The sequence below is a fragment of the Pantoea sp. SO10 genome (assembly GCF_005281435.1).
In the GTDB taxonomy this organism is placed as follows: domain Bacteria; phylum Pseudomonadota; class Gammaproteobacteria; order Enterobacterales; family Enterobacteriaceae; genus Pantoea; species Pantoea leporis.
The window spans coordinates 42,623-67,318 of the sequence record NZ_CP040096.1; the positions used below are offsets into that span (position 1 = coordinate 42,623).

The 24,696-nt window shown below is 54.8% G+C and carries 28 protein-coding genes; 13 read left to right on the forward strand and 15 right to left on the reverse strand.

Features of this window, described 5'->3' with window-relative positions:
* Positions 1-38 precede the first annotated feature (38 nt).
* Positions 39-461 carry a DUF2000 domain-containing protein gene (locus tag FCN45_RS19760; RefSeq protein WP_137386945.1) on the forward strand — a complete coding sequence of 141 codons (423 nt, stop codon included), beginning with the start codon at positions 39-41 and terminating at the stop codon, positions 459-461.
* Here FCN45_RS19760 and FCN45_RS19765 read toward each other — a convergent pair.
* The gene (locus FCN45_RS19765) at positions 458-1,360 is read right to left on the reverse strand and encodes an AraC family transcriptional regulator (protein WP_137386946.1); all 903 of its coding nucleotides are present in this window, start codon (positions 1,358-1,360) and stop codon (positions 458-460) included. The two genes, FCN45_RS19760 and FCN45_RS19765, sit on opposite strands and share 4 nt — an antisense overlap.
* Before the next feature lie 99 nt (positions 1,361-1,459).
* On the opposite strand from FCN45_RS19765, the gene FCN45_RS19770 reads away from it, so the two are divergent.
* Entirely contained in the window at positions 1,460-2,206 is a 747-nt protein-coding gene (locus FCN45_RS19770; protein ID WP_137386947.1) for an SDR family oxidoreductase, read from the forward strand.
* Here FCN45_RS19770 and FCN45_RS19775 read toward each other — a convergent pair.
* A complete protein-coding gene (locus FCN45_RS19775) occupies positions 2,203-2,805 on the reverse strand; it encodes a helix-turn-helix domain-containing protein (RefSeq protein ID WP_101761427.1) in 603 nt (200 codons plus the stop codon). The genes FCN45_RS19770 and FCN45_RS19775 overlap by 4 nt on opposite strands.
* Positions 2,806-2,848: 43 nt before the next feature.
* On the opposite strand from FCN45_RS19775, the gene FCN45_RS19780 reads away from it, so the two are divergent.
* Together FCN45_RS19780 and FCN45_RS19785 are read left to right on the forward strand one after the other, a co-directional pair.
* Positions 2,849-3,544: a B3/4 domain-containing protein gene (locus tag FCN45_RS19780; protein WP_137386948.1), complete on the forward strand. Its 696-nt coding sequence runs from the start codon at positions 2,849-2,851 to the stop codon at positions 3,542-3,544.
* A gap of 43 nt (positions 3,545-3,587) precedes the next feature.
* Positions 3,588-4,049 carry a GNAT family N-acetyltransferase gene (locus FCN45_RS19785; RefSeq protein WP_137386949.1) on the forward strand — a complete coding sequence of 154 codons (462 nt, stop codon included), beginning with the start codon at positions 3,588-3,590 and terminating at the stop codon, positions 4,047-4,049.
* Here FCN45_RS19785 and FCN45_RS19790 read toward each other — a convergent pair.
* Positions 4,046-4,468 (reverse strand): NUDIX hydrolase, encoded by a 423-nt coding sequence (locus FCN45_RS19790; protein ID WP_137386950.1) that lies wholly within the window; start codon positions 4,466-4,468, stop codon positions 4,046-4,048. The genes FCN45_RS19785 and FCN45_RS19790 overlap by 4 nt on opposite strands.
* A gap of 87 nt (positions 4,469-4,555) precedes the next feature.
* A complete protein-coding gene (locus tag FCN45_RS19795; protein WP_137386951.1) occupies positions 4,556-5,704 on the reverse strand; it encodes an MFS transporter in 1,149 nt (382 codons plus the stop codon).
* Positions 5,705-5,908: 204 nt separating this feature from the next.
* Between FCN45_RS19795 and FCN45_RS19800 the strand changes: the two genes are divergently transcribed.
* Positions 5,909-6,403, forward strand: coding sequence for a MarR family winged helix-turn-helix transcriptional regulator (locus FCN45_RS19800; RefSeq protein ID WP_137386952.1), 495 nt, complete (start codon positions 5,909-5,911; stop codon positions 6,401-6,403).
* A 91-nt stretch (positions 6,404-6,494) separates the two neighbouring features.
* Positions 6,495-7,049, forward strand: a complete 555-nt coding sequence (cybB, locus tag FCN45_RS19805; protein ID WP_137386953.1) for a cytochrome b561 — start codon at positions 6,495-6,497, stop codon at positions 7,047-7,049.
* Here cybB and FCN45_RS19810 read toward each other — a convergent pair.
* The gene (locus tag FCN45_RS19810; RefSeq protein WP_137386954.1) at positions 7,033-7,386 is read right to left on the reverse strand and encodes an MmcQ/YjbR family DNA-binding protein; all 354 of its coding nucleotides are present in this window, start codon (positions 7,384-7,386) and stop codon (positions 7,033-7,035) included. The two genes, cybB and FCN45_RS19810, sit on opposite strands and share 17 nt — an antisense overlap.
* A gap of 56 nt (positions 7,387-7,442) precedes the next feature.
* Complete coding sequence (locus tag FCN45_RS19815) at positions 7,443-8,327, reverse strand: alpha/beta fold hydrolase (protein ID WP_137386955.1); 885 nt, start codon at positions 8,325-8,327, stop codon at positions 7,443-7,445.
* 85 nt (positions 8,328-8,412) lie between these two features.
* Here FCN45_RS19815 and FCN45_RS19820 point away from each other — a divergent pair, with 85 nt between their 5' ends.
* Positions 8,413-8,769 (forward strand): MerR family transcriptional regulator, encoded by a 357-nt coding sequence (locus FCN45_RS19820; RefSeq protein ID WP_137386956.1) that lies wholly within the window; start codon positions 8,413-8,415, stop codon positions 8,767-8,769.
* A gap of 88 nt (positions 8,770-8,857) precedes the next feature.
* Positions 8,858-9,973 carry a metallophosphoesterase gene (locus FCN45_RS19825; RefSeq protein ID WP_137386957.1) on the forward strand — a complete coding sequence of 372 codons (1,116 nt, stop codon included), beginning with the start codon at positions 8,858-8,860 and terminating at the stop codon, positions 9,971-9,973.
* 5 nt (positions 9,974-9,978) lie between these two features.
* Here FCN45_RS19825 and FCN45_RS19830 read toward each other — a convergent pair whose 3' ends face one another.
* Positions 9,979-10,602, reverse strand: coding sequence for a TetR/AcrR family transcriptional regulator (locus FCN45_RS19830; protein WP_137386958.1), 624 nt, complete (start codon positions 10,600-10,602; stop codon positions 9,979-9,981).
* A gap of 137 nt (positions 10,603-10,739) precedes the next feature.
* Between FCN45_RS19830 and FCN45_RS19835 the strand changes: the two genes are divergently transcribed.
* Positions 10,740-11,948 (forward strand): MFS transporter, encoded by a 1,209-nt coding sequence (locus FCN45_RS19835; protein ID WP_137386959.1) that lies wholly within the window; start codon positions 10,740-10,742, stop codon positions 11,946-11,948.
* An 82-nt stretch (positions 11,949-12,030) separates the two neighbouring features.
* On the opposite strand, the gene FCN45_RS19840 is transcribed toward FCN45_RS19835, so the two are convergent.
* Entirely contained in the window at positions 12,031-12,867 is an 837-nt protein-coding gene (locus FCN45_RS19840; protein ID WP_137386960.1) for an alpha/beta fold hydrolase, read from the reverse strand.
* A 108-nt stretch (positions 12,868-12,975) separates the two neighbouring features.
* On the opposite strand from FCN45_RS19840, the gene FCN45_RS19845 reads away from it, so the two are divergent.
* Positions 12,976-13,974, forward strand: coding sequence for a GlxA family transcriptional regulator (locus tag FCN45_RS19845; protein WP_246862579.1), 999 nt, complete (start codon positions 12,976-12,978; stop codon positions 13,972-13,974).
* Positions 13,975-14,053: 79 nt separating this feature from the next.
* Complete coding sequence (locus FCN45_RS19850; RefSeq protein WP_137386961.1) at positions 14,054-15,271, forward strand: MFS transporter; 1,218 nt, start codon at positions 14,054-14,056, stop codon at positions 15,269-15,271.
* A gap of 11 nt (positions 15,272-15,282) precedes the next feature.
* On the opposite strand, the gene FCN45_RS19855 is transcribed toward FCN45_RS19850, so the two are convergent.
* On the reverse strand, positions 15,283-17,223 hold the full coding sequence (locus FCN45_RS19855) for a methyl-accepting chemotaxis protein (protein WP_110866973.1): 1,941 nt from the start codon (positions 17,221-17,223) through the stop codon (positions 15,283-15,285).
* Between the two features lie 270 nt (positions 17,224-17,493).
* Between FCN45_RS19855 and FCN45_RS19860 the strand changes: the two genes are divergently transcribed.
* Positions 17,494-18,603 carry a Fic family protein gene (locus tag FCN45_RS19860; protein ID WP_137386962.1) on the forward strand — a complete coding sequence of 370 codons (1,110 nt, stop codon included), beginning with the start codon at positions 17,494-17,496 and terminating at the stop codon, positions 18,601-18,603.
* A 42-nt stretch (positions 18,604-18,645) separates the two neighbouring features.
* On the opposite strand, the gene FCN45_RS19865 is transcribed toward FCN45_RS19860, so the two are convergent.
* The 3 genes from FCN45_RS19865 to FCN45_RS19875 form a co-directional block, all read right to left on the reverse strand.
* A complete protein-coding gene (locus tag FCN45_RS19865; protein ID WP_137386963.1) occupies positions 18,646-18,993 on the reverse strand; it encodes a YebG family protein in 348 nt (115 codons plus the stop codon).
* 73 nt (positions 18,994-19,066) lie between these two features.
* Positions 19,067-19,861, reverse strand: a complete 795-nt coding sequence (locus tag FCN45_RS19870) for an SIR2 family protein (RefSeq protein WP_137386964.1) — start codon at positions 19,859-19,861, stop codon at positions 19,067-19,069.
* Positions 19,858-20,418: a non-canonical purine NTP pyrophosphatase gene (locus FCN45_RS19875; protein ID WP_101761408.1), complete on the reverse strand. Its 561-nt coding sequence runs from the start codon at positions 20,416-20,418 to the stop codon at positions 19,858-19,860. Before FCN45_RS19875 ends, FCN45_RS19870 begins: the two co-directional genes overlap by 4 nt.
* 228 nt (positions 20,419-20,646) lie before the next feature.
* Between FCN45_RS19875 and FCN45_RS19880 the strand changes: the two genes are divergently transcribed.
* Positions 20,647-21,996, forward strand: coding sequence for a bifunctional diguanylate cyclase/phosphodiesterase (locus tag FCN45_RS19880; RefSeq protein ID WP_246862580.1), 1,350 nt, complete (start codon positions 20,647-20,649; stop codon positions 21,994-21,996).
* An 88-nt stretch (positions 21,997-22,084) separates the two neighbouring features.
* On the opposite strand, the gene FCN45_RS19885 is transcribed toward FCN45_RS19880, so the two are convergent.
* From FCN45_RS19885 to FCN45_RS19895, 3 genes are read right to left on the reverse strand one after another with little or no spacing between them, the layout of a single operon-like run.
* Positions 22,085-22,990, reverse strand: a complete 906-nt coding sequence (locus FCN45_RS19885) for an ABC transporter substrate-binding protein (RefSeq protein ID WP_137386966.1) — start codon at positions 22,988-22,990, stop codon at positions 22,085-22,087.
* Positions 22,990-23,784: an amino acid ABC transporter ATP-binding protein gene (locus FCN45_RS19890; RefSeq protein WP_110868468.1), complete on the reverse strand. Its 795-nt coding sequence runs from the start codon at positions 23,782-23,784 to the stop codon at positions 22,990-22,992. Before FCN45_RS19890 ends, FCN45_RS19885 begins: the two co-directional genes overlap by 1 nt.
* Positions 23,768-24,694, reverse strand: coding sequence for an amino acid ABC transporter permease (locus tag FCN45_RS19895; protein ID WP_110868467.1), 927 nt, complete (start codon positions 24,692-24,694; stop codon positions 23,768-23,770). The genes FCN45_RS19890 and FCN45_RS19895 overlap by 17 nt, the downstream gene beginning before the upstream one ends.
* Positions 24,695-24,696: the final 2 nt, after the last annotated feature.

Sequence of the window (24,696 nt, forward strand, 5' to 3'; positions counted from 1 at the left end):
CGTGCACCTGTAACCCCACTCAAAGTGAAGCCTGAATCATGAATTTCGACGCAAATACCCATCGCTGCACCATCGTGATTGATCAGCAACTGCCCGCCGGATTGGCGATGAACGCTGCTAGCGTTATCGGCATCAGTTTTGGAAAATTGATAGGAAATTTGGTTGGGCCGGATCATCAAAGCCAGGATGGCGTTAATTATCCCGGCGTGATCTACGCGCCGCTGCCGGTGTTATTGGCGGACGGTAATTATCTGCGCGAGTTGCAGCAAATAAGCGGCGCGGATAGCGAGATTTTTTCGATGCCGTTCAGCGCGCTGGCGCAATCCTGCAAAACGTACGAAGAATATGGCGAACGTATTGCTGACGCGCACAGCGATCAGATCGAGTTGGTGGCGATCGGTTTGATCGGTTCAAAGAAAAAAATTACCCGTTTAACCGGCAATTTGAAGCTGTATCGCTAGACATCCTCTTTGGCGGCGAACCATGCCGGCGGCTGGCCGACGTAGCGACTGAATGCCACGCTAAAGGCGCTGGCGGAGCGATAGCCGACGCGCTCTGCCACTTCAGCCACCGCCATGCTTTTGCCGCGCAGCAAATTTTTCGCCAGCGCCATGCGCCACGTCAGCAGGTAGACCATCGGCGCCACGCCAACCGCTTCGCGGAAACGCACAAAGAAAGAGGAACGTGACAGCGCGGCGGCTTTCGCCAGTTCTGCCACCGTCCAGCTGTGCGCAGGATTAGCATGGATGGCACGAATCGCCGCCGCCAGCCGTTCGTCGGCTAACCCGCTCATCACGCCCGGACACGCATTGCAGATTGGCATCGATCGCAGCGCTTCGATTAACAGCAGCTCCAGCAAGCGTTCCAGTACCACATGACGTGCCGGTCGCTGCGCGCGGCATTCATCCATCACCAATTGCACCAGCGTTGTGAGGCGCGATTCGCCGCGCACCTGAATAAACTGCGGCAGCAGCGAGACAATCAATCCGGCATCGGGCGCGCCGAACTGGCAATAGCCAATCAGGGTTTGCACGTCGGCAGGCTGCTGCTGATCGCCTATCCAGAATTCGCCGGGCGCGAGCATCTGTGGCACGGTTTCCGACGCGTCATCGGCGGGCGGTTCGGCGCTGGTCATGCAAAATTCCCACGCCGCCGGGATTAGCACAAAATCGCCCTGCTCCAGCGTGATGGGCGGATGCCCTTTCATCTTCAGCTGGCTGCGACCTTCCAGTACCAGACAATAAAACGGCTGACCAGTTTCACTGCGGTGCACACTCCAGCGGCCATTAGCACGCGCGCGTTTAGAAAACGCCGCTTGCGGCTGCAGAAGTGACACCATCTCCGCTAAGGGATCGATCATTTGGACTCCTACGAATGAAAGATGGACGTTGCGTTGTAGTGAGTCCAGTTGGTTGACTCTATAGTGATCGTCTACCCCAATGCAATGCAGGAGTGAAAGATGAAAACGATTCTAATCACCGGCTGTTCTTCCGGCTTTGGTCACGCCACCGCGCTCTATTTTCTGGAACGTGGCTGGAAAGTGATCGCCACCATGCGCACTCCTCGCGCCGACTTGTTCCCGGCATCAGAAAATCTGCGTCTGCTGCCATTGGACGTCAGCGATGACGCCAGCATCAAAAATGCCATCGCTGCGGCGGGCGACATCGATGTGCTGGTGAATAACGCCGGGATTGGCGTGCTGGCATCACTGGAAGGCACGCCAATGTCGACGGTGCGTGACGTGTTTGAAACTAACACGCTCGGTACCATCGCATTGACGCAGGCTGTGCTGCCGCAGTTCCGCGCGAAACAAGGCGGCACGGTGATCAACGTGACCTCGACGGTAACCTTGAAATCTCTGCCGCTGCTGGCGGTTTACACCGCAAGTAAAGCGGCGATAAACGCCTTTACCGAATCGCTGGCTTTGGAGTTGCAGCCGTTCAATATCAAGGTGCATCTGGTGCTGCCAGGTTTGGCGCCCAGCACCGATTTCGGCAAGAACGCCATGCCGCGCATGGAGAACACGCAGCTTGAGCCGTATCAGCCGCTATTAGATGGCGTTTTCAGCACGATGCAGCAGCCACAACCGACCACCAAGGCGCTGGATGTGGCGGAAGCGGTGTGGCGTGCGGCGACCGATCCGCATGCTCCGATGCGCATTCCAGCTGGCGAAGATGCGGTGGCGCTGGCGAACGAAGTGGGTTAACTGTGAATTTCGGCGACTGCCATGGTGAAAACCAGCGGCAGTTCGCCGAGGTTCGCATAACTGTGCGGTGCGGCGGTTTTCGCTACTGCTGAACTGCCGCGCGGCACCTGCAACTGCTGTTCATCAACCGTCAACGTAAGTTCACCTTGCTCGACATGCAGCAGTTCGTAGGTGCGCTGCGGATGGCCCGGCGAGGCGAACTGTTCGCCGGGGAACATCTCCCAACGCCATAGCTCGATCATATCCGGGCCTTGCGTGCCCGCCAGCAAACGCGCCGTTCCGCCCTTGTCACCTTGCCAAAGTATTGGAATGTCCTCTTCAGCAACCAGATGCGCCAGCGGATCGGCGGTGACATTCACAATATCGGCCACCGATATTCCTAGCGCTGCCGCCACTTTGCACAAAATGGCGATGCTGGGATTCGCGCTGCCTTTTTCAATCTCAACTAACATGCCTTTACTGACGCCCGCGCGGCGTGAAAGCTCATCCAGCGACAGTTTTTGCTGTTGGCGGAAACTTTTGACGCTGGCTGAAACGGCGGCGCTGACATAGTCGATATCAGAACCTGCTTCGGTCAATTTATTGACTTTTGTCTTCATCGGTCACTATCATGGAATAAATTAGTCATTACAGGATTATGTTATGTTCGCCTTTCGCCCGTCAATCGATCCTTCCGTTTCTGCCTTAGCGCCTGACTTTACCGCGCTCTGCATTTTAGTTCAGGCTGCGCCAGTGTTACGTCCGCAAATTGGTGAAGAAGCTTTAGCGCAAGCTTGTCGCGATGTGCTGCAGGATGATTTTCCGTGGGCAGAAGCACATCTGACGCAATGGGCGGAAATGTTCAAACATTTTGGTGCCAAACCGAAACGTACGCCCTGTTCGGCAGATGCCTTGCGCAAGCGCGTGCAGCGCGACGGATCAATGGCAGCCATCGATCCAATCGTGGATCTCTACAATGCGGTGAGCATTCGTTTCGCCATTCCGGTTGGTGGTGAGAATGTGGCCGCTTACGTGGGCAACCCGCGGCTAACGCGCGCCGATGGCAGCGAACCCTTCGATGTCTATAAAGAAGGCGTCTTGAGCCATGAATCTCCCGAACCTGGCGAAGTGGTGTGGCGGGATGACGCAGGCGTAACCTGTCGTCGCTGGAACTGGCGACAAGGTGTGCGCACGCGTCTCAGTATTGAGCAAACGCAGATGTGGTTTGTGCTGGAGCGATTACCGGCGATGCCACTCGAAGCATTGCAACATGCGGGCGATATGCTGGAGCAAGGTATTCAGCAGATGATGCCCGGCGCTATTATCGAACGCAGTATACTTGGCAATATCAATCACTAATCGCTATGTTGTCACTCTCGCCTGCCACCTTTGAGGAATCGAAATGCACATCAGCCTGCTGGCGCAACAGCCTCAGTTTTTGGATGCGGTGACGCAAATGCTGCATAGCGAATGGTCGGATTTCCCCAACTGGCGAGATGCGGCAGTGATTGAGCAGCGTTTACAGGCGCGCAATGCCGCCGAGGCCAAAACGCTGACGCTGGTGGCAACTACAAGCGATGGCGAATTGATGGCGACCGCCAGCATTATCCATTACGAACTGCACGATATCGCCGAGCGCGAGTTTTGGCTCGGCGAAGTCATTACTGCCGCAACACACCGTGGAAAAGGGTTGGCGAGTGGCCTGGTGACGCGCTTAATTACCGAAGCGCGTCAGCGTGAGATCACCGCGCTGTGGCTGTATACGCCGGATCAACAAGCGCTCTATCGCCGCTTCGGCTGGCAGGATGTGGAGCAGCGCGAGATTGCTGATGAAGATGTTACGGTGATGAAACTGGTGCTCTAAGTCGATTTTGCCAACGCCTGCAGCGCCGCCAATCCGTCGCGTGCCATCCATGTGCGCAGCGGCGCAAACAGCGGTTGCGGCAGATTGTCTGGTGCGAACCATTGCCAGCCGTGGCACTTTTCAGGCTCCATCAGTTGTGGTTCACCGATTGCGTCCTGCGCCACCATCAGTAGCGTAATGTAGTGCTTGTTGACCTCGGGAAACACATCGCTAACGAACGCGCCGTTTTGCAGTTTACCAAGCTGTAAGCCAGTTTCTTCCAGCACTTCGCGACGCGCACAGGCTTCCGGCGATTCGCCAAACTCCAGATGCCCGCCCGGCGCAGACCAGTCGCCCGCGCCGTGGCTGCCTTTGCGTTGCCCTAGTAACAGTTTTCCATCGCGGAAAATTAAAACGCCGATTCCCACTTGTGGCGACATGGTTGCTCCTTGGTTTGCCAGGCCGTCATAAATGACGACCCTGCGTTAAAAATTGCCCCACGTTTTATCACATTCTGTGCCGTGCGTTTATCGCTGCGTTTTAAACCGCAGCGCCATCACCATCAGCAACACAATGCCCACGCTCATGATTATCCACGCACTATCGAGCGAGGCGGCGCGGTCACGCACGATGCCAGCGATCAGCGGCATCAACGCCGCCAGCAAATAACCGCCGCCCTGCACGAAGGATAGCAATGCGCCCGCTTCTTCCGGCGTGTGCGCGTGATCGAGCGTGACGATCAGCGAGAGCGGGAACAGCGCGCCAATGCCTAATCCGAGCAGCAATGTAGGCAACCACGCCTGCGCCCCGCCAAGCCACAGCAGACTGATCAAGCCCAGCAGAATCAAAGTTAACACCACCAGCAACGGACAGCGACGATCGCGGAAGCGATGAATCAACGCCGACAGCACAAAACCCGCGGCAACTTCCGTCAGCGTGAGCGCACCTAGCACATAGCCGCTTTGTTCAGGTTGCCAGCCGTGCTGCATGTAAAATGGCGGCAGCCACGCCAGCACCAACGTGTACGCGCCGGTGCCAATGCCAAAGAAAATCATCAACAGCCAGGCACGCGGTGAGCGAGCAGTGCGTGGAGCCTGGCTGCTTTGCATTGGCGTTACGCCGCGTGAAAACGTCAACCACAGCAACAGCGCGATGACTGCGGGAACAACAGGAATTGCCAGCGTTAACGCTAAACCTTGCGATTTCGCCAATGGTGCGGCGCTGGCGGCAGCAATCGCTGCGCCCGCCATAATCCCGGTGGTGAACAGCGCCATCAGCGTGCCTGCTTTCGCACCAAAGTGACGTTTGATCTGCGCTGGCATTAAGGCCTGAATCAATCCGATTCCGCAACCCGCCACCAGCGCGCTGGTAATCAACGCTGTGGCAGATTGGTCGAACCCACGCGCGACGCTCGCCAGCGCCAGCAACAGCAATCCGGCAGCGATACCGCGCACTTCGCCAAGCCGGCGCAACAGCAGCGGCCCGGCCAGCGCCGCCAATCCCATCATGATGACCGGCAACGTGGTCAGCAGGCTAAGCTGCGTGGCGCTGAGCTGCGCGTCGCGCTGCAGCAGTGGAAAGAGCGGTCCCATCGCCGCCATCATCGGCCGCAAATTCAGTGCGATAACAAAAACCAGTAAGGCAAACATCCCAACCGCAGGTAAAGTACGATTCACTTTGCATCTCCATGCTCATTAAAAGTATCTTAACGTTAAGATACTTTTCGCAGCAGCAACAGCCCATGCGCACAAAGCAACAAATGGGGATGAGATGGCGAATATTAATCACCGCACAATCCGTAGCGGCGCAATTTATTGCGCGATGAATCGCGCCGCTACGGATTGTGCAAACAGGCAACAACAGCATCAGGAGAAATCAATTTGACCGATCACGTCGATTTTGTAGTTGAACAGTGGGCCAGCGCGATGCCGGAGCTGGATGCATCGTCGATGGCGGTATTTGGTCGCATGCTGCGCATCATGAAACATCTGGCGAAAACGCGCGCTGAAGCGCTGGCACCGTTTGGTTTTCGCGAGGGCGAATTTGATGTGCTGGCGACGCTGCGGCGCGCGGGTGCGCCCTATCGCTTATCGCCGACCCAGCTGTATAAGTCATTGCTGGTGACATCGGGCGCGATGACCAATCGCCTCAATCGGCTGGAAGAAGTGGGGTCGATTGTGCGCGTTGCCGATCCCGACGATAAGCGCAGCATGCTGGTGGCGCTGACTGAAGAGGGATTAGCGAAGATCGAGCAAGCCCTGCTGGTACACACGCAAACGCAAAATAGCCTGCTGGAAACGCTGGATGCAGCGCAGCAAGCGCAGCTGAAAACCTTGCTGAGTCAATTGTTGGTGGCAACAGAAGCGGAAAGGTAAAAACGCGGTTGCTGATGTGTCAAAAAATGAATTCATTCAGCGCATTTTCCATTAAAGTAACCGTCCCGCCAGGCCTTTTTACGGATTAAAAATGAGCAATAAATACGCCCCATCGCAGATTTTTCTTCACTGGTTGACCTTCCTGTTGGTCGTCACTGCGTATTGCACCATGGAATTTCGTGGACTGGCGACGCGCGGTTCGTGGCAAGGCTTTGCCATGATTATTGGTCACTTCAGCGCAGGAAGTTGTGTGCTGGTGATTATGCTGTCACGCATCCTGCTGCGTTTTCGCCATCGCAGCCCGGCGATTTTGCCCAAGCCGCCGCACTGGCAAACCGGCCTGGCGCATCTGATGCATCTGGCGATCTACGTGTTTTTCATTGTCTTACCCACGCTGGGCATTTTGTCGCGCTTCTATATGGGCCGCACCTGGTGGATTTTTGGCATTCCGATGCCGGTGAGTGGCGATCCGGATCCGGATTTCGCCGACATGATTGCGGACTGGCATGAAACCCTCGCGCCTTACGGTTACTGGCTGATCGGCATCCACGCCGTGGCCGCGCTGGCGCACCATTATCTTTTCAAAGACAATACGTTAGTGCGCATGATGCCTGCGCGCCGCTCGCGCGCTAAAACGTCAGACTGAAGCTGTCATCCAGCAACGCCAGAATCTCGCTATCCGGCAAGCCGTTCCCCAGCGTGATGCTCAGCCAATGCTCTTTGTTCATGTGGTAAGCCGGATAAACGCCGGGCAACTGGCGCAGCGACCCAGTCAGTTCAGGTCGCGCTTTGATGTTCATCACGTCAATTACCGGCCCATCCAGTAAACCGAGTTTGTGACTCTCCAGCGTGAAAACCAGCGCAAACCATTTGCGGTGCCGCGGATGACGCAGCACCGCATATTCACTGTGCTTTTTCCACGGATAATCGGGTTCTACCTGATAGTGCTGATTGATGTAGTCGAACAGCTGCTGGCGTTGCATGCATCCTCCGTGGTGAACGCGGGATAAGGGCCGCCGAAGATGGCGGCCCTGAGACTTTATAAAGCTGAAGCAAATGTTGCCAGTGTTCGATTAAAACGCGCAGGTTCTTCGATAAATGGCGCATGGCCAGAATCATCAAACATCCGTATCTGAATGCGCGAATTGATACGCTTTACTCTGGCGAGAGATGCAGCAGGATTCACCAATGCATCATGCTCACCGTAGATGAACAGCAGCGGCACACGCACATTTTTTACTCCTTTTTCTAATGCAATGGTCATGGTGGGCACCGCTCGTTGCATGGGCCACGCAGCCAGCGCGGCGTTGGCCAGCAGGCGTTCAAAGGTGGTGCGGTCAGGTTGCTGATAAAAACACAGCTGCAGAAAGGCCCGCTCGCCATCCAGATGTGTTTTCAAATCACTTGCCGTCATTGCGCCATATACGTCATGCGCCGGAATCAACGTGGGATTGAGCTCTACCACGCCGTCGACGTAGATAGCGCCACTGATATTACCGTCACCATAGGCCGCCAGATAGTTGGTGATCACCGCCCCGCCCAATGACCATCCGACTAATAACGGCTTATTTGCATGGCTTTGATTAATTACTGCGCGGAGATCGTCGGCCCAGCGTTTCCCATCGCGGTAAGCTGATTCTTGTTCAGGCTTGTCGGATAAACCGTGACCACGCATATCGAATGTAATCAGCCGATAGCGTTGCTGTAACTGCGCATCACTGATCTGTTTTTCCCAGTTTAAGTGGCTACCAAGCAAACCATGAATAAACACAATAGGTAAACCATCAGGATTACCTGATTCCTGTATTGCCAGCTTCACGCCATCTGGCGCGGTAATGGTGTATTGCTTCTCAGCGGCAAACAGCGTGGCAGAAAAGAGCATGAGAACGACGCTAAACAGTGTGCGTTTAAAAAGTAACAGCATAAAAATCTCCTTAAATGAATGATTCCCGGCTATCCTGAACCCTGACACTTATGTCAGAGTCAAGCCGCTTTATGGGGAGTCACTTATGCAGTTATCAATTGGAGAGCTGGCAAGAGAGACAGGCGTGAGCGTGCGCGCCATTCGTCATTACGATCGCCATCATCTGCTAACTTCAACACGTGCCTGCAATGGATACCGTTTTTTCCCGCCACAGGCGATAACCCAGGTGCGCCAGATTCAACGGCTCATCAATACCGGTTTCAGCATTGCCGAAATCTGCTCTTTTCCGGATTGTATGCGCATGACCGAAGGGGCAGCATTCTGCCCGGAAACTCAGGCTGTGCAATATAAGCGACTGGCGGATATTGAACGCCAAATTAGTGAACTCGAATCTCGTCGGGCATTGCTGATGGCCACGCTGGCTGAAGGCATCACCCGATGATGCGGTTTTATCAACAGTGCGGTCAGTAATGTTCTTTGCGGATAAATTTTTGCGCTAAATCAGCGCCCTTAAACCAGGGAAGTGAGTGATGTTCCATCTGATTTTCAGCATACCGAGCTGGTATGTGATCGCCCGATTTTTGTTCCCGTTAGCCATGCCCTTGCTGTTAAAAATCATCCTTTCTCTGCTGGTGTTGCTGGCTTCGCAATATCTGCTGGTGAGCCGTTTTACCTCTGGCAGCATGTTCTCGCCGGAAATGCCGCGCGCCATCGTCATCCTGTTCAACTGGGGTTTCAGCGCCGTTTTATTCCTCGCGCTGACGCAGTTTGTGATTGATGTAGTGGCGCTGGTTTCACTGTTGTTCCGCCATCCGTTCGAAATCGTGCCCGCGGTGCGTTATGTGGCGGCGGCGTTTGCCTTGATTTTGGCCACGGTTGGCGTTTATCAGGCTATCCGCGTTCCCCCCATCAAAGATGTGACCATCGAAATCGACAACCTTCCGCGCGAATTCGAAGGCTATCAACTGTTGCAGTTAACGGACATGCACATCACCAAACTTTTTAATGAGAAATGGACGCGCGCGCTGGTGCAAAAAGCCATGACGCTGGACGTTGACCTGATTCTGGTCACCGGCGATGTGATTGACGGCACGCTGCAGAACCGTCGTGCGGACGTCGAACCGCTGCGCGGATTACACGCGCGCGATGGCGTTTTCGCCATCACCGGCAATCACGAATATTTCTTTGAGCAGGAGCGCTGGACCGCACATCTGGCGTCGCTAGGTCTGGAGCCGTTACTCAATCGCCATACGGTGATTAAGCGCGATAACGCCGAGCTGGTGATCGCCGGCATGCCGGATACGTCAGCAGCACGACGTGGCGCAGTTGGCCCCAATTTGGAACTGGCGCTGGCCGGTGCGCCGGAAGACGCTCCGGTGATCTTGCTCGACCACCAGCCGCGCAACGCCCGGCAAAACGCATTGAAAAACATCGATCTACAGCTGTCTGGCCACACGCACGGCGGGCTAATTATTGGCTTTGATCGCCTGTTTGCCAAACCCAACGCGGGTTTCGTGTCGGGTTTGTATCAGGTCGACGGCATGCAGCTCTACGTCAACAATGGTACCGCGCTCTGGCCTGGCATGGCGGTGCGTTTGGGCCGCCCCTCAGAGTTGACCCGCATTACGCTGCAGCGCAAACCGTAACGCACTTAAGATTGTGGGATTGCCCGCGAGGCATCCCACAATCTCATCATCTGCGCGATTCCGCGCTCAACCTCGTGGAGAGGAACGTCATCGCGCGCCAGGGTTGAGATCCCCAGCATAAAACTGTTGAAGCTGACCGCCAGCGAAAGCGTCTCCTCCTCATCCCGCAACTCACCGCTGCCGATCCCTCTTTCAACGCAATGCTTTATCCCTTCACGGGTGCGCATGCGCGATGCTTCAAGCGGTTTAAGCACGTGGCGATTTTCCTCAGAACAGGAAGACATCACGCTTAGCGCCACCATGCATCCACGCGGATGCGCAGGATCGTACTGCATTCTGGCGGAGTTGAGCAGCGCGGTTTCCAGCGCCTGGCGAGCGGGCACGCGGGTATCCCACAAAGCTTCCGTGACCTGAGCATGGGTTTGCAAATAACAGTTCACGGCTTCAGCAAAGAGTGCCTCTTTCGATCCAAACGCGGCGTAGAAGCTTGGCGCGGTGATGCCTTTGCCTATTGAGGCTTTGAGCTGCGCCAGCGAGGTTGATTCATAGCCGTTTTCCCAGAAAAGGTGCATCGCTTTGATCACCGCTTCATCCCGGTCAAATTGTCTTGGTCTGCCTGTTCTCATCATCACATCCTCCGCCATTTATACTAATCGATACAGAATTCATTGACAACGCACAGCTCACCTCCGCAATATAAATACCGATCGATACATATATCCATGGCGCTTCGCGGCGCTGTTGCAAATCAAGAGCAGGCTAAATAATGAATTCAACGTTTAAGCACGAAGAAGCCCAACGGCTGCCAATCCTGGCGCTTTTGGCGCTCGCAATGGCAGGTTTTATCTGCATCCTGACTGAAACCATACCCGCCGGATTGCTGCCACAAATCAGTCAGGGGCTTAATATTTCCCCCTCGCTGGCCGGTCAATGGGTTACCGCCTATGCAGCCGGTTCGCTACTGGCCGCGATTCCGCTCACATTGCTGACCCGAAGCTGGTCGCGCCGGGTTGTGCTGCTGAGCACCGTGTGTGGATTTCTGCTGTTTAACACTCTTACCGCCGTCTCTTCTGACGTTGTCATCATCTTAATAGCGCGATTTTTTGCTGGTGCGTCAGCCGGTTTGGCGTGGAGTCTGATTGCGGGCTATGCGCGAAGAATGGTGGTTCCATCGCTGCAGGGACGCGCATTGGCGCTCGCCATGGTGGGCACGCCCATCGCTCTTTCACTCGGTGTTCCGGCAGGCACATGGATGGGCTCGTTGCTGGGATGGCGTCTGACTTTTGCCGCCATGTCGGGTCTCTCTCTCATTCTTATCGGCTGGATTTTGCTGGCCGTGCCGAACTATCCCGGCCAATCTGCTACGCAAAAAATGCCGCTCGGCGCAGTTTTACGCCTCCCCGGCGTAGGTGCCGTGCTGGGTGTGGTGCTGACCTGGATGCTGGCGCATAACATTCTCTATACCTACATTGCACCGTTCATTGCTTCAGCCGGTCTGGCGCATCGCGTGGATGTGGTGCTGCTGATCTTTGGTATGGCGGCATTGGGGGGAATATTCATTACCGGTAAGATCATTGATACGCATCTGCGCAAAGCGGTGCTGCTGTCACTCTCCATCTTTGCTGCGGTGTCGGTGATTTTTGGTCTGAGTACGCCAACACCCGCCGTGATCTATGCGGGCATAGCCGTTTGGGGACTCACCTTCGGTGGTGCCGCGACGCTGCTGCAAACGGCTCTGGCAGATGCCGCCGGAGAATATGCCGATGTCGCGCTCTCCATGAATGTCGTCACCTGGAACAGCGCTATCGCCCTCGGCGGTTTGACCGGCGGAATGTTGCTGGAACATGTCGGCTCCCAATTTTTTCCGTGGGCGATTCTGCTATTGCTGTTGGTCGCGTTGGGAATTGCGCTGCGTGCTAAGCAGGGTTTCCCGGCTGCGAACAGCCGGGAAACCGGCATTACACCGGTGGCTTAGCGTAAACATACATTGCACATGCTGTAGCGGCGCGATTTATCGCGCAAATAATTGCGCCGCTACGATTCGTGAACTCGGTAATTTACGCTTTCGCAAACGCCAACAAATCAGGATTAATCTGCTCAGGATGCGTCGCGAACATACCGTGCGACAAGCCTGGGTAGGTTTTCAGCGTGCCCTGTTTCAGCAGCTTAATCGCCTTATGCGCCGAATCATTAATCGGCACCACCTGATCGTCTTCCCCGTGCAGCACCAATACCGGCACCGTGATCGCTTTTAAATCTTCGGTAAAATCAGTTTCCGAGAACGCAGCGATACAGTCGTACTGCGCCTTAGCGCCGCCCGCCATGCCCTGACGCCACCAGTTATCGATCAAACCCTGGCTCACTTTCGCACCCGGACGGTTAAAGCCGTAGAACGGCCCCGCTGGCACATCGATAAAGAACTGCGCGCGGTTAGCGGCTAGCGCCGAGCGGAAACCGTCAAACACCTCTTTTGGCAAACCTTCAGGATTGGCGGCGGTTTGCAACATGATTGGTGGCACGGCGCCCATCAACACCGCTTTCGCCACGCGACCTTTTTCGGCATGCGCCACATAACGCGCCACTTCGCCGCCACCGGTAGAGTGACCTATATGGATGGCGTTGCGCAGGTCAAGCGCTTTGGCCAGTTCTGCCACGTCAGCGGCGTAAGTGGTCATATCGTTGCCGCTAGCGGTTTGGTCGGAACGTCCGTGGCCGCGACGGTCGTGGGCGATAACGCGATAACCTTGTGCCAGGAAGAACAACATTTGGTTATCCCAGTCATCGGCGCTTAACGGCCAGCCGTGATGAAACACTACCGGTTGGGCGTTTTTTGGGCCCCAGTCTTTGTAAAAGATTTTGGTGCCGTCTTGGGTGGTGATGATGCCGTTGCTCATGAGTAAGTCCTCTGTATGTGATTGTCTGCGTTCGATGGGCTTATTGTTATGGAAAGCGGCAGCGGCTAATATTGTCAAATATGACACATTAAGGGCCGTAACTGACAAATGATTAAAACTGACGAAAGCAGCGTTGTCGCGGAGATTGGCTTGGTGATCTATCCCGATTGCCAACTCGCGGCGATATATGGCTTAACCGATATGTTCAGGATTGCTGCGGAATGGGCCGATAATATATCGGGTGAAGAGCGCAAGCGGACGATTCGTGTCTCACATTGGCAGATTGATGCGCACAGCGATCACATGGTTTGCGTCTGGGATAGCCATCCCGATACAGCACATCGCCTGAGCCACGTGATCGCGCCGCCAAGTCTGGTGGTGCCAGCGAAAATGGTGCCAATGAAGGTACCCGCCGACTGGATGAGTGAGCTTTATGACGCAGGCGTAACGCTCTGTTCGGTGTGCGCCGGTGCCTTTGTGCTGGCCGAAACCGGACTGATCGATCATCGTCGTGCCACTACACACTGGGCCTTTGCACAGACGCTGTCGGAGCGTTTTCCTGCGGTAGACGTCGCGGTGGAAAATATGGTGATTGACGATGGCGACATTATTACAGCCGGTGGGATTTTGGCGTGGACCGATTTGGGTTTAACGCTGATCGAAAAAGTGCTCGGCACCGGCACCATGCTGGCGACCTCACGCTTTTTACTGATCGACCCGCCGCGACGCGAGCAAAGCACCTATTCGGCATTTATCCCCAATTTCGATCACGGTGATAGCCAGATTCTGCGCGCGCAGCATCATCTTCATGCCCATGTTGCTGAGCAGCACAGCATTGAGAGCATGTCGGCGCTGGCAAGCATGACGCCACGTACTTTTCTGCGCCATTTCCAGAAAGCGACCGGCCTGCGGCCAACGGATTATTTGCAGCAGGTACGCATTATGAAAGCGCGCGACGCGCTGGAGCTGAGTAATCGTTCGGTCGATCAGATCGCCTGGGAGATTGGCTACAGCGACCCTTCCGCTTTCCGCAAAATTTTCCGCAAACTCACCGGCGTCACGCCCGGCCAGTATCGGCAGCGGTTTGGTACCCGGCAACATAATTAACGCCCATCACAGCAGGAAAATTGCCGTTTTCCTGCCATGATTACGTTCGTCCCGTTCCGATTACTTGCTAAGGATTCCTATGCCACTGCGTTCGCTTCAGGCTCTGTGTCTGGTTAACTTTTTTATGGCTGACGTACGAGATGGTCTTGGGCCTTTTCTCGGCATATTTCTGACAGAACGCCACTGGAATGCAGGAGATATTGGCTGGGTGATGACCGCCGGTGGCCTTGCAGGTCTGGTTGCCACCCTGCCGGCGGGTTTAGCCACAGACGCTACTCGCCATAAACGATCGTTGCTGCTCATCGGTACACTCCTGATCACCCTATCCACCTTGCTGCTGTGGTATTTCCATCAGGGATGGATCGTGGTTTTATCGCAGATTGTGACTGGCCTTTCCGCCGCGCTCATCGCGCCGATGTTGACGGGTATTACCCTTGGCCTGGCCGGTCCGCAAGGATTCAGCCATCAAATGGGGAGAAATGAAGCCTTCAACCACGGCGGAAATATGACGGCCGCCATTATTGCGGGTGCTTCAGTGTGGTTGTGGGGAACGGGTGCGGTGTTTGTACTCATGACGACGATGGCGCTGTGCGCAGGTGCAGCCGTGCTGGCTATTCGCCATAACGACATCGATAACCTTGCCGCGCGCGGGCTTTCTGGCAGCGAATCGGTTAGCAACGTCCCGCGTCTTTATCAGATTGCCCGTAATCCTGCCGTCATTATTACGGGAATTACGCTGTTACTCTTCCATCTTGGCAATGCTGCGCTGTTACCTATGCTGAGCCTGCGGGTGGCGGCAGCGCACAATGCTGCCATCAGCCCCGGACTTTATGCTGCCGCCACGGTGGTTATTTCACAATGTGTGATGATTCCCATGGCGTTGTATGCTGCACGTCACGCACCGCGTTTTGGCTATCCCGTGCTGATCACGGCGGCGCTGCTGGTGCTGCCATTACGTGCGTTGATTGCCTCCGCTTTTGACGGCGCTTATTTTATGATTCCGGTACAGATTCTGGATGGCGTAGCGGCGGGTCTGCTGGGCGTGGCGGTGCCGGGTTATATCGTGAAGGTGCTTGAGGGCAGCGGACATACTAATGCGGGTCAGGGTTTTATCATGCTCATGCAGGGCGTCGGCGCGGCAATGAGTCCCGCGTTGGCGGGAAACATTGCCGCAGCCTATTCCTATCGCAGTGCGTTTGCCGTGCTAGGCGCAATTGCCCTGGCGGCGCTGATCACCTGGTGGATAGGCAGCCGTTATTCAGAGAAAAACGGCGTGCCACGCTCAGCGCGTTTTTAGCTGAGGCTCGATTAACTCAGCTGGAAACGCCCAACGGTGTTCGCCAGCTGCGAGGCCTGATCTTCCAGCGAACTGGCGGCGGCAGACATCTCCTGCACCAGCGCGGCGTTCTGCTGCGTGGTGCTGTCCATCTCGTTCACCGCGATGGTCACCTGACTAATGCCGCGCGCCTGCTCATCGGAAGCGATCACAATTTCACCGATAATGGTGCGCACCGAATTAACCGCCTGCGTCATCTCCTGCATGGTCTTGCCCGCATCCTGCACCAGCTGCACGCCGCTGCCGACGCGCTGCGTGGATTCTTCAATCAGCGCGCCGATATCTTTCACCGCATTGGCGCTGCGTTGGGCTAGATTACGGACTTCCGACGCCACCACGGCAAAGCCGCGTCCTTGTTCTCCGGCACGCGCCGCTTCTACTGCGGCGTTCAGCGCCAGAATATTGGTCTGGAAGGCGATGCTATTGATGATGGCGGTGATGTCGCCAATTTTCTTCGCGCTGTCGTCAATTTGCGCCATGGTTTGCACCACTTCGCCCACCAGCGTTTCACCACGACTGGCAATGTGCGTGGCGTTGTCGGTGAGCGTTGTCGCCTGATGCGCGTTGGTGGCGTTGTGTTTCACCGTAGCAGTGATCTGCTCCATGCTGGCGGCCGTTTGCTCCAGCGCGGCAGCTTGCTGCTCGGTACGCGAGGCGAGATTGAGGTTGCCGCTGGCGATTTCACCCGCGCCCTGACGCACCGACGAACTGGCATCCTGAATCTGTCCCACGATATCGCGCAGCTGATTTTGCATGGTATGCAGCGCATAGAACAAGCTGCTGTTATCGCGACCTTTCAACGTGATGACGTTATCGAGCTTGCCATCGGCGACGGCCAGCGCGATGGTCGCGGCTTCCAGCGGTTCGCCACCAATCGGCTTCAGCACTTTGCGGCTGAAAAGCATGCCAAGCAGCGTACACACCACCAGAATGCTGATGATCATCAGGATCACCGCGTTAATCAGTTGACGATGCGCCGCCGCCATCACCTGGCTGACCGGCGCAACCACGCCGAGATACCATTTCTGATCGCTGTTACCAATCACCACCGGCTGCCAGGTTACCAGCGCATCTTCACCCAGCAACGCATCATGATGCTCCATCACGCTGCTGCTGAAGTTGTGGGTATCACCTTTCCACGGCTTGCTGGTCTGGCTTTTATCCGGATAAGAGACCACATTACCCGCGCTGGAGAGCAACATCGCATAGCCGCTGCCATCCCACGGTTTGATTTTATTGACCTTCTCCTGCAGCGACGCCAGCGAAATATCGGACGTCACCACGCCCCACAGTTTGCCCTGGCTCACAATCGGCGCCGCTACCGAGGTCAGCAGCGTTGGCACGCCGTTGTAGGCGTAGCTGTAAGGTTCAATCAGCATATCTTTCTGACTTTTTTGCGGCAGCAGATAGTAATCGCCCTGACCCGGCGTGAAGATCGAGGTCAGCGGATGCAGGTTAAAATTGCCGGTTTGATCGCGATCGACGAAGAAGGCGTAGCGACCTTTCGGTGCCGCATTGGCTTGGGTGGCGAACTCCGCGTCACGTCCGTCGAAGGCATTCTCTTCGAAGATCACTGAGATCGACAGGTAATCGGGATTATCGCGCAGCGCCGATTCCATCAGCTTATCAGCAACTTTACGGTCCTGAATGCCCGCCGCTGGCAATGCGATCAAGCTGTGGCCGAGGTTATGCGCCACATCGCGCGCGTAGCTAAGTTCATGCTGAATTTGCAGCGCCTGGCTTTGTGCAATCTGCTGCAGATAGCTTTCGGCCAGTGACTTTTGTTCGTTACTGGATTGCCAGCTCAGCACGCCGATGGTTACGGCAAAGCCGAGTGTGATGGTTAAGGCGCCCGTCAGCAGCATCTGCGTGCGGGTGCTCATTGTTTTCTTGGGTGATGCGTGTTTGGCCATTATGGCGCTCCTGGAGTTGACACTTTTCGGTATTCAGAACCACTCCCTGTGCGCGTACATCCCTTTGAACACTCTATCGGCGCGCGGCGTTAGAACTTGATGGCAAGGTACCAAACTCCGGTGGATTGCCATTGATGGTCACCGACATTAGCTCAGCGCCAGATGCCTGCAAGCTCCGCTGGTCAATGAGCCGATTACAGACTATTATTCAGCTCACCATATGAGCCGAATATCCATTCTATTCAGCTCATGCGATTCAGGAGTGACTTTATGATGTGGATTTGGCAGCAGCACGATTGGCCGCAGTTTCGCTGGCAGGATGAGAAATTACTGCCGCGCCTGCGCCAGCTGCAGCAGCAGCGCGGCGTCTTGCTGGGCCGCGCCAGCGTGCAAGATAACAGCGATCAACAAACGCTGGATACGCTGCTCAGCAATATCCTCTCTTCCTCAGCAATTGAAGATGAGCGCGTCAACGCGCAGTCGGTACGATCGTCCCTTGCCCGCCGTTTAGGTGTTTCGCTCGATCAGCCTTACCCGGTTTCCGAACGTTCCGAAGGTTTGGCAACCATGATGATGGATGCCATCACGCAACGCGATCAGGAACTCACGTTGGCGCGTTTATGTCAGTGGCATCGCTGGTTATTCCCCGCAAGCGAATGGACCATCAAGCGACTCAATGTCGGCACGCTGCGCGGTGATGAACCGATGCAGGTCGTTTCGGGGCGTATCGATCGGCCAACAGTACATTTCGAAGCGCCGCCGCGCGCCGGGCTGGAGGCACAGCTTGAAGAATTTATCGCGTGGTTTAATCACAGCCGCGCGGATCCGCTGCTCGACCCGCTGTTGCGCGCCGCGCTGTGCCATCTGTGGTTCGTTACGCTGCACCCGTTTGATGACGGTAATGGACGCATCACCCGCGCCCTGACCGATTTGGCGCTGGCGCAGGCGGATAGCCAGAGCATCCGCTTGTATGCCATGTCCGCATCGATTCTGGCGCAACGTGCCGATTATTACCGCATCCTGCAGCAGACGCAGCGCGGTGCGCTGGACGTCACAGATTGGCTGCTGTGGTTTTGTAATGTGCTGAATGACAGCCTTGAGCGCGCGCTGGAAACCGTCACGCGCACGCAAAACAAAGCGCGCTTCTGGTTAATGCACAATGCTGCTGAGCTAAGTGCGGAGCAAACCCGCGTGCTGAATCGCTTACTGGATGGCGGTGAACAGGGATTTAACGCAGGTATCAGCGCAGGCCAGTATCAGAAGGTGGCGAAAGTGAGTAAAGCCACGGCGACGCGACATCTGACAGAACTGCTGGCGAAAGGTTGTCTGGAGAAATTACCCGGCGGCGGGCGCAGCACGCGCTACCAGATTAAACATTGATGAGTAACCAGGTGCGCATCAATGCGCACCTGACAAAACGGCTTACGCCGCTTTAACCGCGCGGACTTTCTTTTCCGGCGCTACCGCTTCCGCTTCGCTCTTGGTTTCCGCTTCGGCTTCAGGCGCTTGCGCAACCTCTTCTGCCTTTACAATATCCGGCAGCTTGCTGGTGCGCAGGATATGCTGCACCGCGTCTTTCTGTTCAGCCAACAGCAAACCCAATGCTTCGGCCTGCGCTTCACCCAACTCTGGCTGATGTTGCTGTAGCCAATCGGTAAAGGCGTCTGCCATATCGAGCATTTTGTCCCAGGCATCCGCGTCTTTTTTATTGGCAAACGTCATCTTTTCTTCACCCTTTCTGACTACAACATATTTGGTTTCGACTGCCATGATGCACCTCGATTAACTGTATTTATATACAGTATATTCTGATCAAACTTTTCCAGGCAATCACTTTCTGCTGTTAAGTCAGTAATTCTTCCAGGAACAGCGCCAACGCTTTGCGCGGATCGTCCTCTTCCGAAACGATCATCTCAATGCCCCACTGCCCTAATACCTCTTTTGCCACCGGGTTATTGCGGTTGGTGAACAGGTACGATTTAGGACGCGCGGTGGCCAAGCCGGTTCGGCCCCACATTTTTGTCAGGCGGTAGAATAACAGACGAATATTGAAATCGCTGATGCTGTAGCCCACAAACAATACCGAGTTGCCCATGACGTCGTGCGTGAGTTTGATATCCAGCGGCGAATCAAAATAGAGGCGTTCAAAGTAGCTGCTTTCATCCAGCACAATTGACGTATCGTCGTCGAAATCACCATGCAGTTTGATGATGTGGCGCTTATCTTCAGTCAACGACACCAAATCTGCCGCGTTCGCTACTTTACTGTAAGGCACGTTGTGCGCCTCATGCGCCATTTCAAGCCAGCGATCGTAATTGGTGGTGTAGATGCGTGAGAAATTGCCTTGGGTGATCATGGTATGGATTTCAGAACTGCGCACATCAATATCCGGGCGATGCCATTCGCGATCCATCCAGCTGCGCAGCGGTCCCAGCGAGCCTTTACGCTGCTTGTAATACTCCGCCAGCGACAGATGCGTGCCGTAGGTATTGAAGATTTTTGGGTCGTAGCCCAGCTCTTTAGCCAGATGCGCAATCAGCTCATGCCATTCCGGCAGGCCAAGATTACGTGAAATGCCTGCACCGGCGAACAGGATCAGTTTACCGGCGTCATAGGCGCGTTTTAGCTCGGGTTTCATGCCAATCCCCGCGATGTTTTCAAAAAGGTTGCGAAGCGATCCAGCGCCAGGCGACGCATCGAAATCTCATTTTTCAGCTCGCCCATTTCGGCGAAAGTTTGCGTGTGTCCTTCCGGGATAAACACGCAGTCCCATTGAAATTCGCGTGGACCAGCAGGCTCGGTGGCGATGGTGCCGCGCAGTTCGCCTTCGAACTGATACATTTTTTGCCCATCGCAATAGCCAAGCACGGTTTTTGCCGTGACGCAGGCGCTATCTAAACCGTTCACCAGTTTGGTGAAGCGCTCGGCATTCAGGCGGCTCCAGAAGATGCGCGTCAATCCGGCCGGTAAGCCGTTCAGGCCATCCAGATAGAGCCCGGTGTGTTCGACAAACAGCGGACGACCAATAATAGAGAACGCTTTGGTGAGCTTGTCGCGCACCAGTTCAACCTCATTTTCAGTCTGAATCTCTTCAATACGGCGTGCGATGGGCAGCACTTCGACACCGACCGGCTCAAGGATGGTACGCACCTCGGCCAGCTTTAGTTCATTGGCAGACAGGAATCGTATTTTCATTGCAATCAGTATGTTGAAGGTGAGTTTAAGCTCTGTAAAAGCCTTTCCGTTGGTCGTTGATTCTAGCGCGCCTACCGGGCACTGGGTAGGAACAATCTCTGATAGGAGAAAACAAAATTATGACTTTATCGATGCAAGAATCTAGAATAATTATGCGATTCAATTTAATAAATATGACAGTAAAAATGAGAACCTCAGATGATTTCTTATTTTAGCTCCAGATATTCCATGCTAAAAGATTTACCCTTCATTTTGCAGGGTGATAACCCAGAAAAAAAATTGCGCTTAACTCTGCTCATTGCTGGATTTTCCAGCATCCTGGCGGGTTTTTATATGGTAGCGACGAATTTCATTAAGGGAGAAAATGGTGTTTCCGCCTTATATTGCCTGAGCACCGCGATGGGATTTTATATTGTCATTGCGGCATTCCGTGACAAGCTGAACAAACATCTCTACATCATCGTGCATGCTTTGTTACTGATCATAATGCTGTTGTTTCTGCTGGATAATGACCACAGAGTAGAAAAACACTCAGAGTACAATTATCTGGTGGCGTTAACCGTCGGCTCAGCATTGGTATTACGCCAGCAAACACCTTACTTAAGTAAAATATTCCCGTTAATCTGCCTGGTGGTTTATCTGTTTTTTATCTCGACCGGATTAACCTGGCAACATAGCGCGTTTCAGCTCAATATTCCGCATGAATCCGGCTTTTATATCGTCAACTGTGCAGTGCCAATGATCGCGCTGTTGTTGACGGCATTCACGCTGCGCGGCAACTACTCCGAAACCGATTTGATCAAACGTGAACTTTCACAAGCCATCGAAAAGAATCAGCTGGAGCTCTATTACCAGCCACAAGTCGACAGCAATAAAAAGCTGATTGGATTTGAAGCCCTGCTGCGCTGGAAGCATCCTGTTAAAGGCTTTATTTCACCCGAAGTGTTTATTCCAGTGGCCGAAAAAAGTGGCTTGATTATCGACATTGGCAAGTGGGTGATGGAACACACCTTACAGCAAATCGCCGAATGGGATCGCGGTCAGCACCTTAGTGATTTGGTTTTTTCTGTTAACATCAGTCCGCTGCAGTTAATACACCGCGATTTCACCCAGGATACCTTGTTATCGCTGTCACATTATAAAATCCGCCCCGAACGCCTCAAGTTTGAAATTACTGAAACCACCTTTATCTACGACCAGAAGCGTATTGGCGACGTAATCAACCATTTTAGCCAATTAGGTGTTAAATGGGCGATTGATGACTTTGGCGTCGGCTATTCATCGCTTAAATCGATCAGTGATTTTGCCATTGATGATATTAAGATTGATAAATCATTAATCATGCAGATTTTTAAAAATGAGTCATCGGCGATTGTGGTGCAGAAAACCATCGAGTTATCGCGTGAAATGGGTCTGAATGTGCTGGCTGAAGGCATCGAGAGTGAGGAGTACTTCACCTACCTTCGCGATAAAGGCTGCCATCTGTTTCAGGGCTACCATTTCGCCCGCCCGCTGCCGCCCGCAGATGCGCAGGTATGGATCAAAAAAGCCAAAATAGAACCCCCGCATATATCGTAGCGGCGCGATTTATCGCGCAGTAAATTGCGCCGCTACACTGCCTAGGGTCTGGAATTCATGGGGGCGAAATAATGACGACTGGAAAAAATCACTGATAAACAATCCCCGGCGGATTTACCTGCGAGGTTTCCACCGCCTCTTCCTGTTCGCCCCAGCGTGCCAATACTTGTTTGTACTCGCCGCTGGCAATTGCGCCATTGATCGCCTGCTGGAGTGCCACATCCAATCCATTACCTTTTTTAGTGGTCACAGCCACCCAAGCGCGGAACGGGCCGTGACCGACGATTTTGGTCTGCCCGCGCGAAGCGACTTTCCATGCTGCCAATGATTGAGGGCCAAACGTTGCATCCGCACGTCCCGAAAGCAGCGCCAGCGTGGCCGCCGCATCATCGTTGAGATAGATCGGCTGCACCGGCGCTAAGCCCTGCGCGCGGTTCTTCTCATCCCAGCTGAGTAAAATCCGCTCCTGATTGGTGCCCGAACCCACAATGATGCGCTTACCCGCCACATCTTCGCGGCCCTTAATCGCGGTTATCGCGCTGTTGGTTTTCACCGCAAAGGCGTGGTTATCCGCGCGATAAGTGGCGAAATCGAACTTCTTTTTGCGCTCTTCGGTGACGGCAATATTGAACATCGCCACGTCATACCGTCCAGCGGTAATACCCAGCGGCCAATCTTCCCAGGCGGCTGGCACCAGCTTCAGCTTTAAACCCAAACTGTCCGCCAGCAGACGCGCAATATCCGGATCGCTGCCGATTAGCGTTTTATTATCCGACGCCCATAAACCGATCGGCGGCGAGTTCATCGCCGTGGTGGCGACGGTCAAATAACCCGGATTCACAAAGTGAAAACCCGCCGGAATCTTCGCGATAGCCTGGGGATTCGCGGCTATATTGATCGGCGTTTCGTTGTTTTTGGCATCCAGCGTGTCTGCTGCGATGGCTGGCGCGCCTGACATCACTGTCAGCAACGCCGCAATAATCACTCGTTCCATTAAAGTACCCGCGCCAGAAAACGTTTGGTGCGCTCGTGGCGCGGCTGATTCAGCACCTGATTACTGCTGCCCTGCTCAACAATGCGTCCATCGACCATAAACACCACGTTGTCCGCCACTTCACGCGCAAAACCGACTTCGTGCGTGACAATCACCAGCGTGGTGCCGGAACGCGCCAGCTTTTTGATCACATCCAGCACTTCACCCACCAACTCGGGATCGAGCGCTGACGTCGGTTCATCAAACAGCATCACGCGCGGATTGAGCATCAAGGCACGCGCAATCGCGATACGCTGCTGCTGGCCGCCCGACAAATGGCGCGGCCAGGCATCGGCTTTGTGACGCAGGCCAACCACATCCAGCAGCTCACCGGCACGATCAATCGCTTCACGGCGAGACAGTTGACGATGCGCAATCGGCGCTTCAATCAGATTCTCCAGCACCGTCAGATGCGGGAACAGATTGAAGTTCTGAAACACGTAGCCAACGTTGATGCGCTGACGCAGAATTGCCTGCTCTTTCAGCTCATACAGCTTGTCGCCGCGACGCTGATAACCGATGTAATCGCCATCGATCTGGATATAGCCTTCATCAACGCGCTCCAGATGGTTAATGGTGCGCAGCAGCGTCGATTTGCCCGAGCCGGATGGCCCAAGAATCACCGTCACCGATCCCGGTTCCAGCTCCAGTGACACATCATCCAGCGCTTTCAGTTTGCCGAACGACTTGCTCACGCCGGTAATGCTAATGGCGCCAGCGGTATGCAGATTGCGGTAATCAATGGCTTCGGACATGGGAAAGCTCCTCGGTTGCAGGTTTGGCGCTGCGGTTACGCCATTGACGCCAGCGCGACGGCTGCGGTTCACGGGTGACACTGCGCGCCAGCCAGCGCTCAACGCTGTGCTGCAGCAGTGACAGAACGGTGGTGATGATCAGATACCAGGCCGCGCCGACCATCAGCAGCGGAATCACCTGCTGTGTGCGGTTGTAGATCATCTGAATGGTGTAGAACAGTTCTGGCATCGCCAGCACGTAAACCATTGAGGTGCCTTTGGCGAGGCTAATGATTTCATTAAAAGTGGTAGGAATAATCGCGCGCAGCGCCTGGGGCAGAATGATGCGGAAGGTACGGCGCGTGGAGGATAATCCCAGCGCCGAAGCCGCTTCAAACTGGCCGTGATCGACACCCAAAAAGCCGCCGCGAATGATCTCAGCACTATAGGCGCTCTGCACCAGCGTCAAACCAATCACCGCCGCCGGGAACTGGCCGAGCACGTTGATGGTCTGGAAATGGCCCCACGACAGCGCGGTAAACGGAATGCCGAGCGACAACGTGTCGTACAGATAGGAGAAGTTGTAGAGGATGATCAGCACCACGATCAGCGGCAGCGAGCGGAACAGCCAGATATAGCCAAACGCCAGCGTACTCAGCAGCCATGATGACGAGAGGCGCGCCAGCGCCAGCAAACCGCCAAAAATCAGGCTGAGTATGGTGCCAAACAGCGTCAGCAGCAGCGTTTGCCCCAAACCGCTGAGGATCACCGGATCAAAAAACCATTTGGCGAACACGCCCCATTCCCAGCGCGGATTGAACGCAACCGAATCAATCACGCTGGCCAGAATAAACAGCGCGACAATCGCGCCGACGGTACGTGCCGGATATCGCGCCGGCACCACGGTTAAACGTTGTGGTTCATTACGCATTA

Bases quoted from the DNA above. Each gene is read 5' to 3' on its own strand.
- FCN45_RS19760 (WP_137386945.1), top strand. From the start codon at position 39: ATGAATTTCGACGCAAATACCCATCGCTGCACCATCGTGATTGATCAG.
- FCN45_RS19765 (WP_137386946.1), bottom strand. From the start codon at position 1,360: ATGATCGATCCCTTAGCGGAGATGGTGTCACTTCTGCAGCCGCAAGCG.
- FCN45_RS19770 (WP_137386947.1), top strand. From the start codon at position 1,460: ATGAAAACGATTCTAATCACCGGCTGTTCTTCCGGCTTTGGTCACGCC.
- FCN45_RS19775 (WP_101761427.1), bottom strand. From the start codon at position 2,805: ATGAAGACAAAAGTCAATAAATTGACCGAAGCAGGTTCTGATATCGAC.
- FCN45_RS19780 (WP_137386948.1), top strand. From the start codon at position 2,849: ATGTTCGCCTTTCGCCCGTCAATCGATCCTTCCGTTTCTGCCTTAGCG.
- FCN45_RS19785 (WP_137386949.1), top strand. From the start codon at position 3,588: ATGCACATCAGCCTGCTGGCGCAACAGCCTCAGTTTTTGGATGCGGTG.
- FCN45_RS19790 (WP_137386950.1), bottom strand. From the start codon at position 4,468: ATGTCGCCACAAGTGGGAATCGGCGTTTTAATTTTCCGCGATGGAAAA.
- cybB (WP_137386953.1), top strand. From the start codon at position 6,495: ATGAGCAATAAATACGCCCCATCGCAGATTTTTCTTCACTGGTTGACC.
- FCN45_RS19810 (WP_137386954.1), bottom strand. From the start codon at position 7,386: ATGCAACGCCAGCAGCTGTTCGACTACATCAATCAGCACTATCAGGTA.
- FCN45_RS19815 (WP_137386955.1), bottom strand. From the start codon at position 8,327: ATGCTGTTACTTTTTAAACGCACACTGTTTAGCGTCGTTCTCATGCTC.
- FCN45_RS19820 (WP_137386956.1), top strand. From the start codon at position 8,413: ATGCAGTTATCAATTGGAGAGCTGGCAAGAGAGACAGGCGTGAGCGTG.
- FCN45_RS19825 (WP_137386957.1), top strand. From the start codon at position 8,858: ATGTTCCATCTGATTTTCAGCATACCGAGCTGGTATGTGATCGCCCGA.
- FCN45_RS19830 (WP_137386958.1), bottom strand. From the start codon at position 10,602: ATGATGAGAACAGGCAGACCAAGACAATTTGACCGGGATGAAGCGGTG.
- FCN45_RS19835 (WP_137386959.1), top strand. From the start codon at position 10,740: ATGAATTCAACGTTTAAGCACGAAGAAGCCCAACGGCTGCCAATCCTG.
- FCN45_RS19840 (WP_137386960.1), bottom strand. From the start codon at position 12,867: ATGAGCAACGGCATCATCACCACCCAAGACGGCACCAAAATCTTTTAC.
- FCN45_RS19845 (WP_246862579.1), top strand. From the start codon at position 12,976: ATGATTAAAACTGACGAAAGCAGCGTTGTCGCGGAGATTGGCTTGGTG.
- FCN45_RS19850 (WP_137386961.1), top strand. From the start codon at position 14,054: ATGCCACTGCGTTCGCTTCAGGCTCTGTGTCTGGTTAACTTTTTTATG.
- FCN45_RS19855 (WP_110866973.1), bottom strand. From the start codon at position 17,223: ATGGCCAAACACGCATCACCCAAGAAAACAATGAGCACCCGCACGCAG.
- FCN45_RS19860 (WP_137386962.1), top strand. From the start codon at position 17,494: ATGATGTGGATTTGGCAGCAGCACGATTGGCCGCAGTTTCGCTGGCAG.
- FCN45_RS19865 (WP_137386963.1), bottom strand. From the start codon at position 18,993: ATGGCAGTCGAAACCAAATATGTTGTAGTCAGAAAGGGTGAAGAAAAG.
- FCN45_RS19870 (WP_137386964.1), bottom strand. From the start codon at position 19,861: ATGAAACCCGAGCTAAAACGCGCCTATGACGCCGGTAAACTGATCCTG.
- FCN45_RS19875 (WP_101761408.1), bottom strand. From the start codon at position 20,418: ATGAAAATACGATTCCTGTCTGCCAATGAACTAAAGCTGGCCGAGGTG.
- FCN45_RS19880 (WP_246862580.1), top strand. From the start codon at position 20,647: ATGCTAAAAGATTTACCCTTCATTTTGCAGGGTGATAACCCAGAAAAA.
- FCN45_RS19885 (WP_137386966.1), bottom strand. From the start codon at position 22,990: ATGGAACGAGTGATTATTGCGGCGTTGCTGACAGTGATGTCAGGCGCG.
- FCN45_RS19890 (WP_110868468.1), bottom strand. From the start codon at position 23,784: ATGTCCGAAGCCATTGATTACCGCAATCTGCATACCGCTGGCGCCATT.
- FCN45_RS19895 (WP_110868467.1), bottom strand. From the start codon at position 24,694: ATGCGTAATGAACCACAACGTTTAACCGTGGTGCCGGCGCGATATCCG.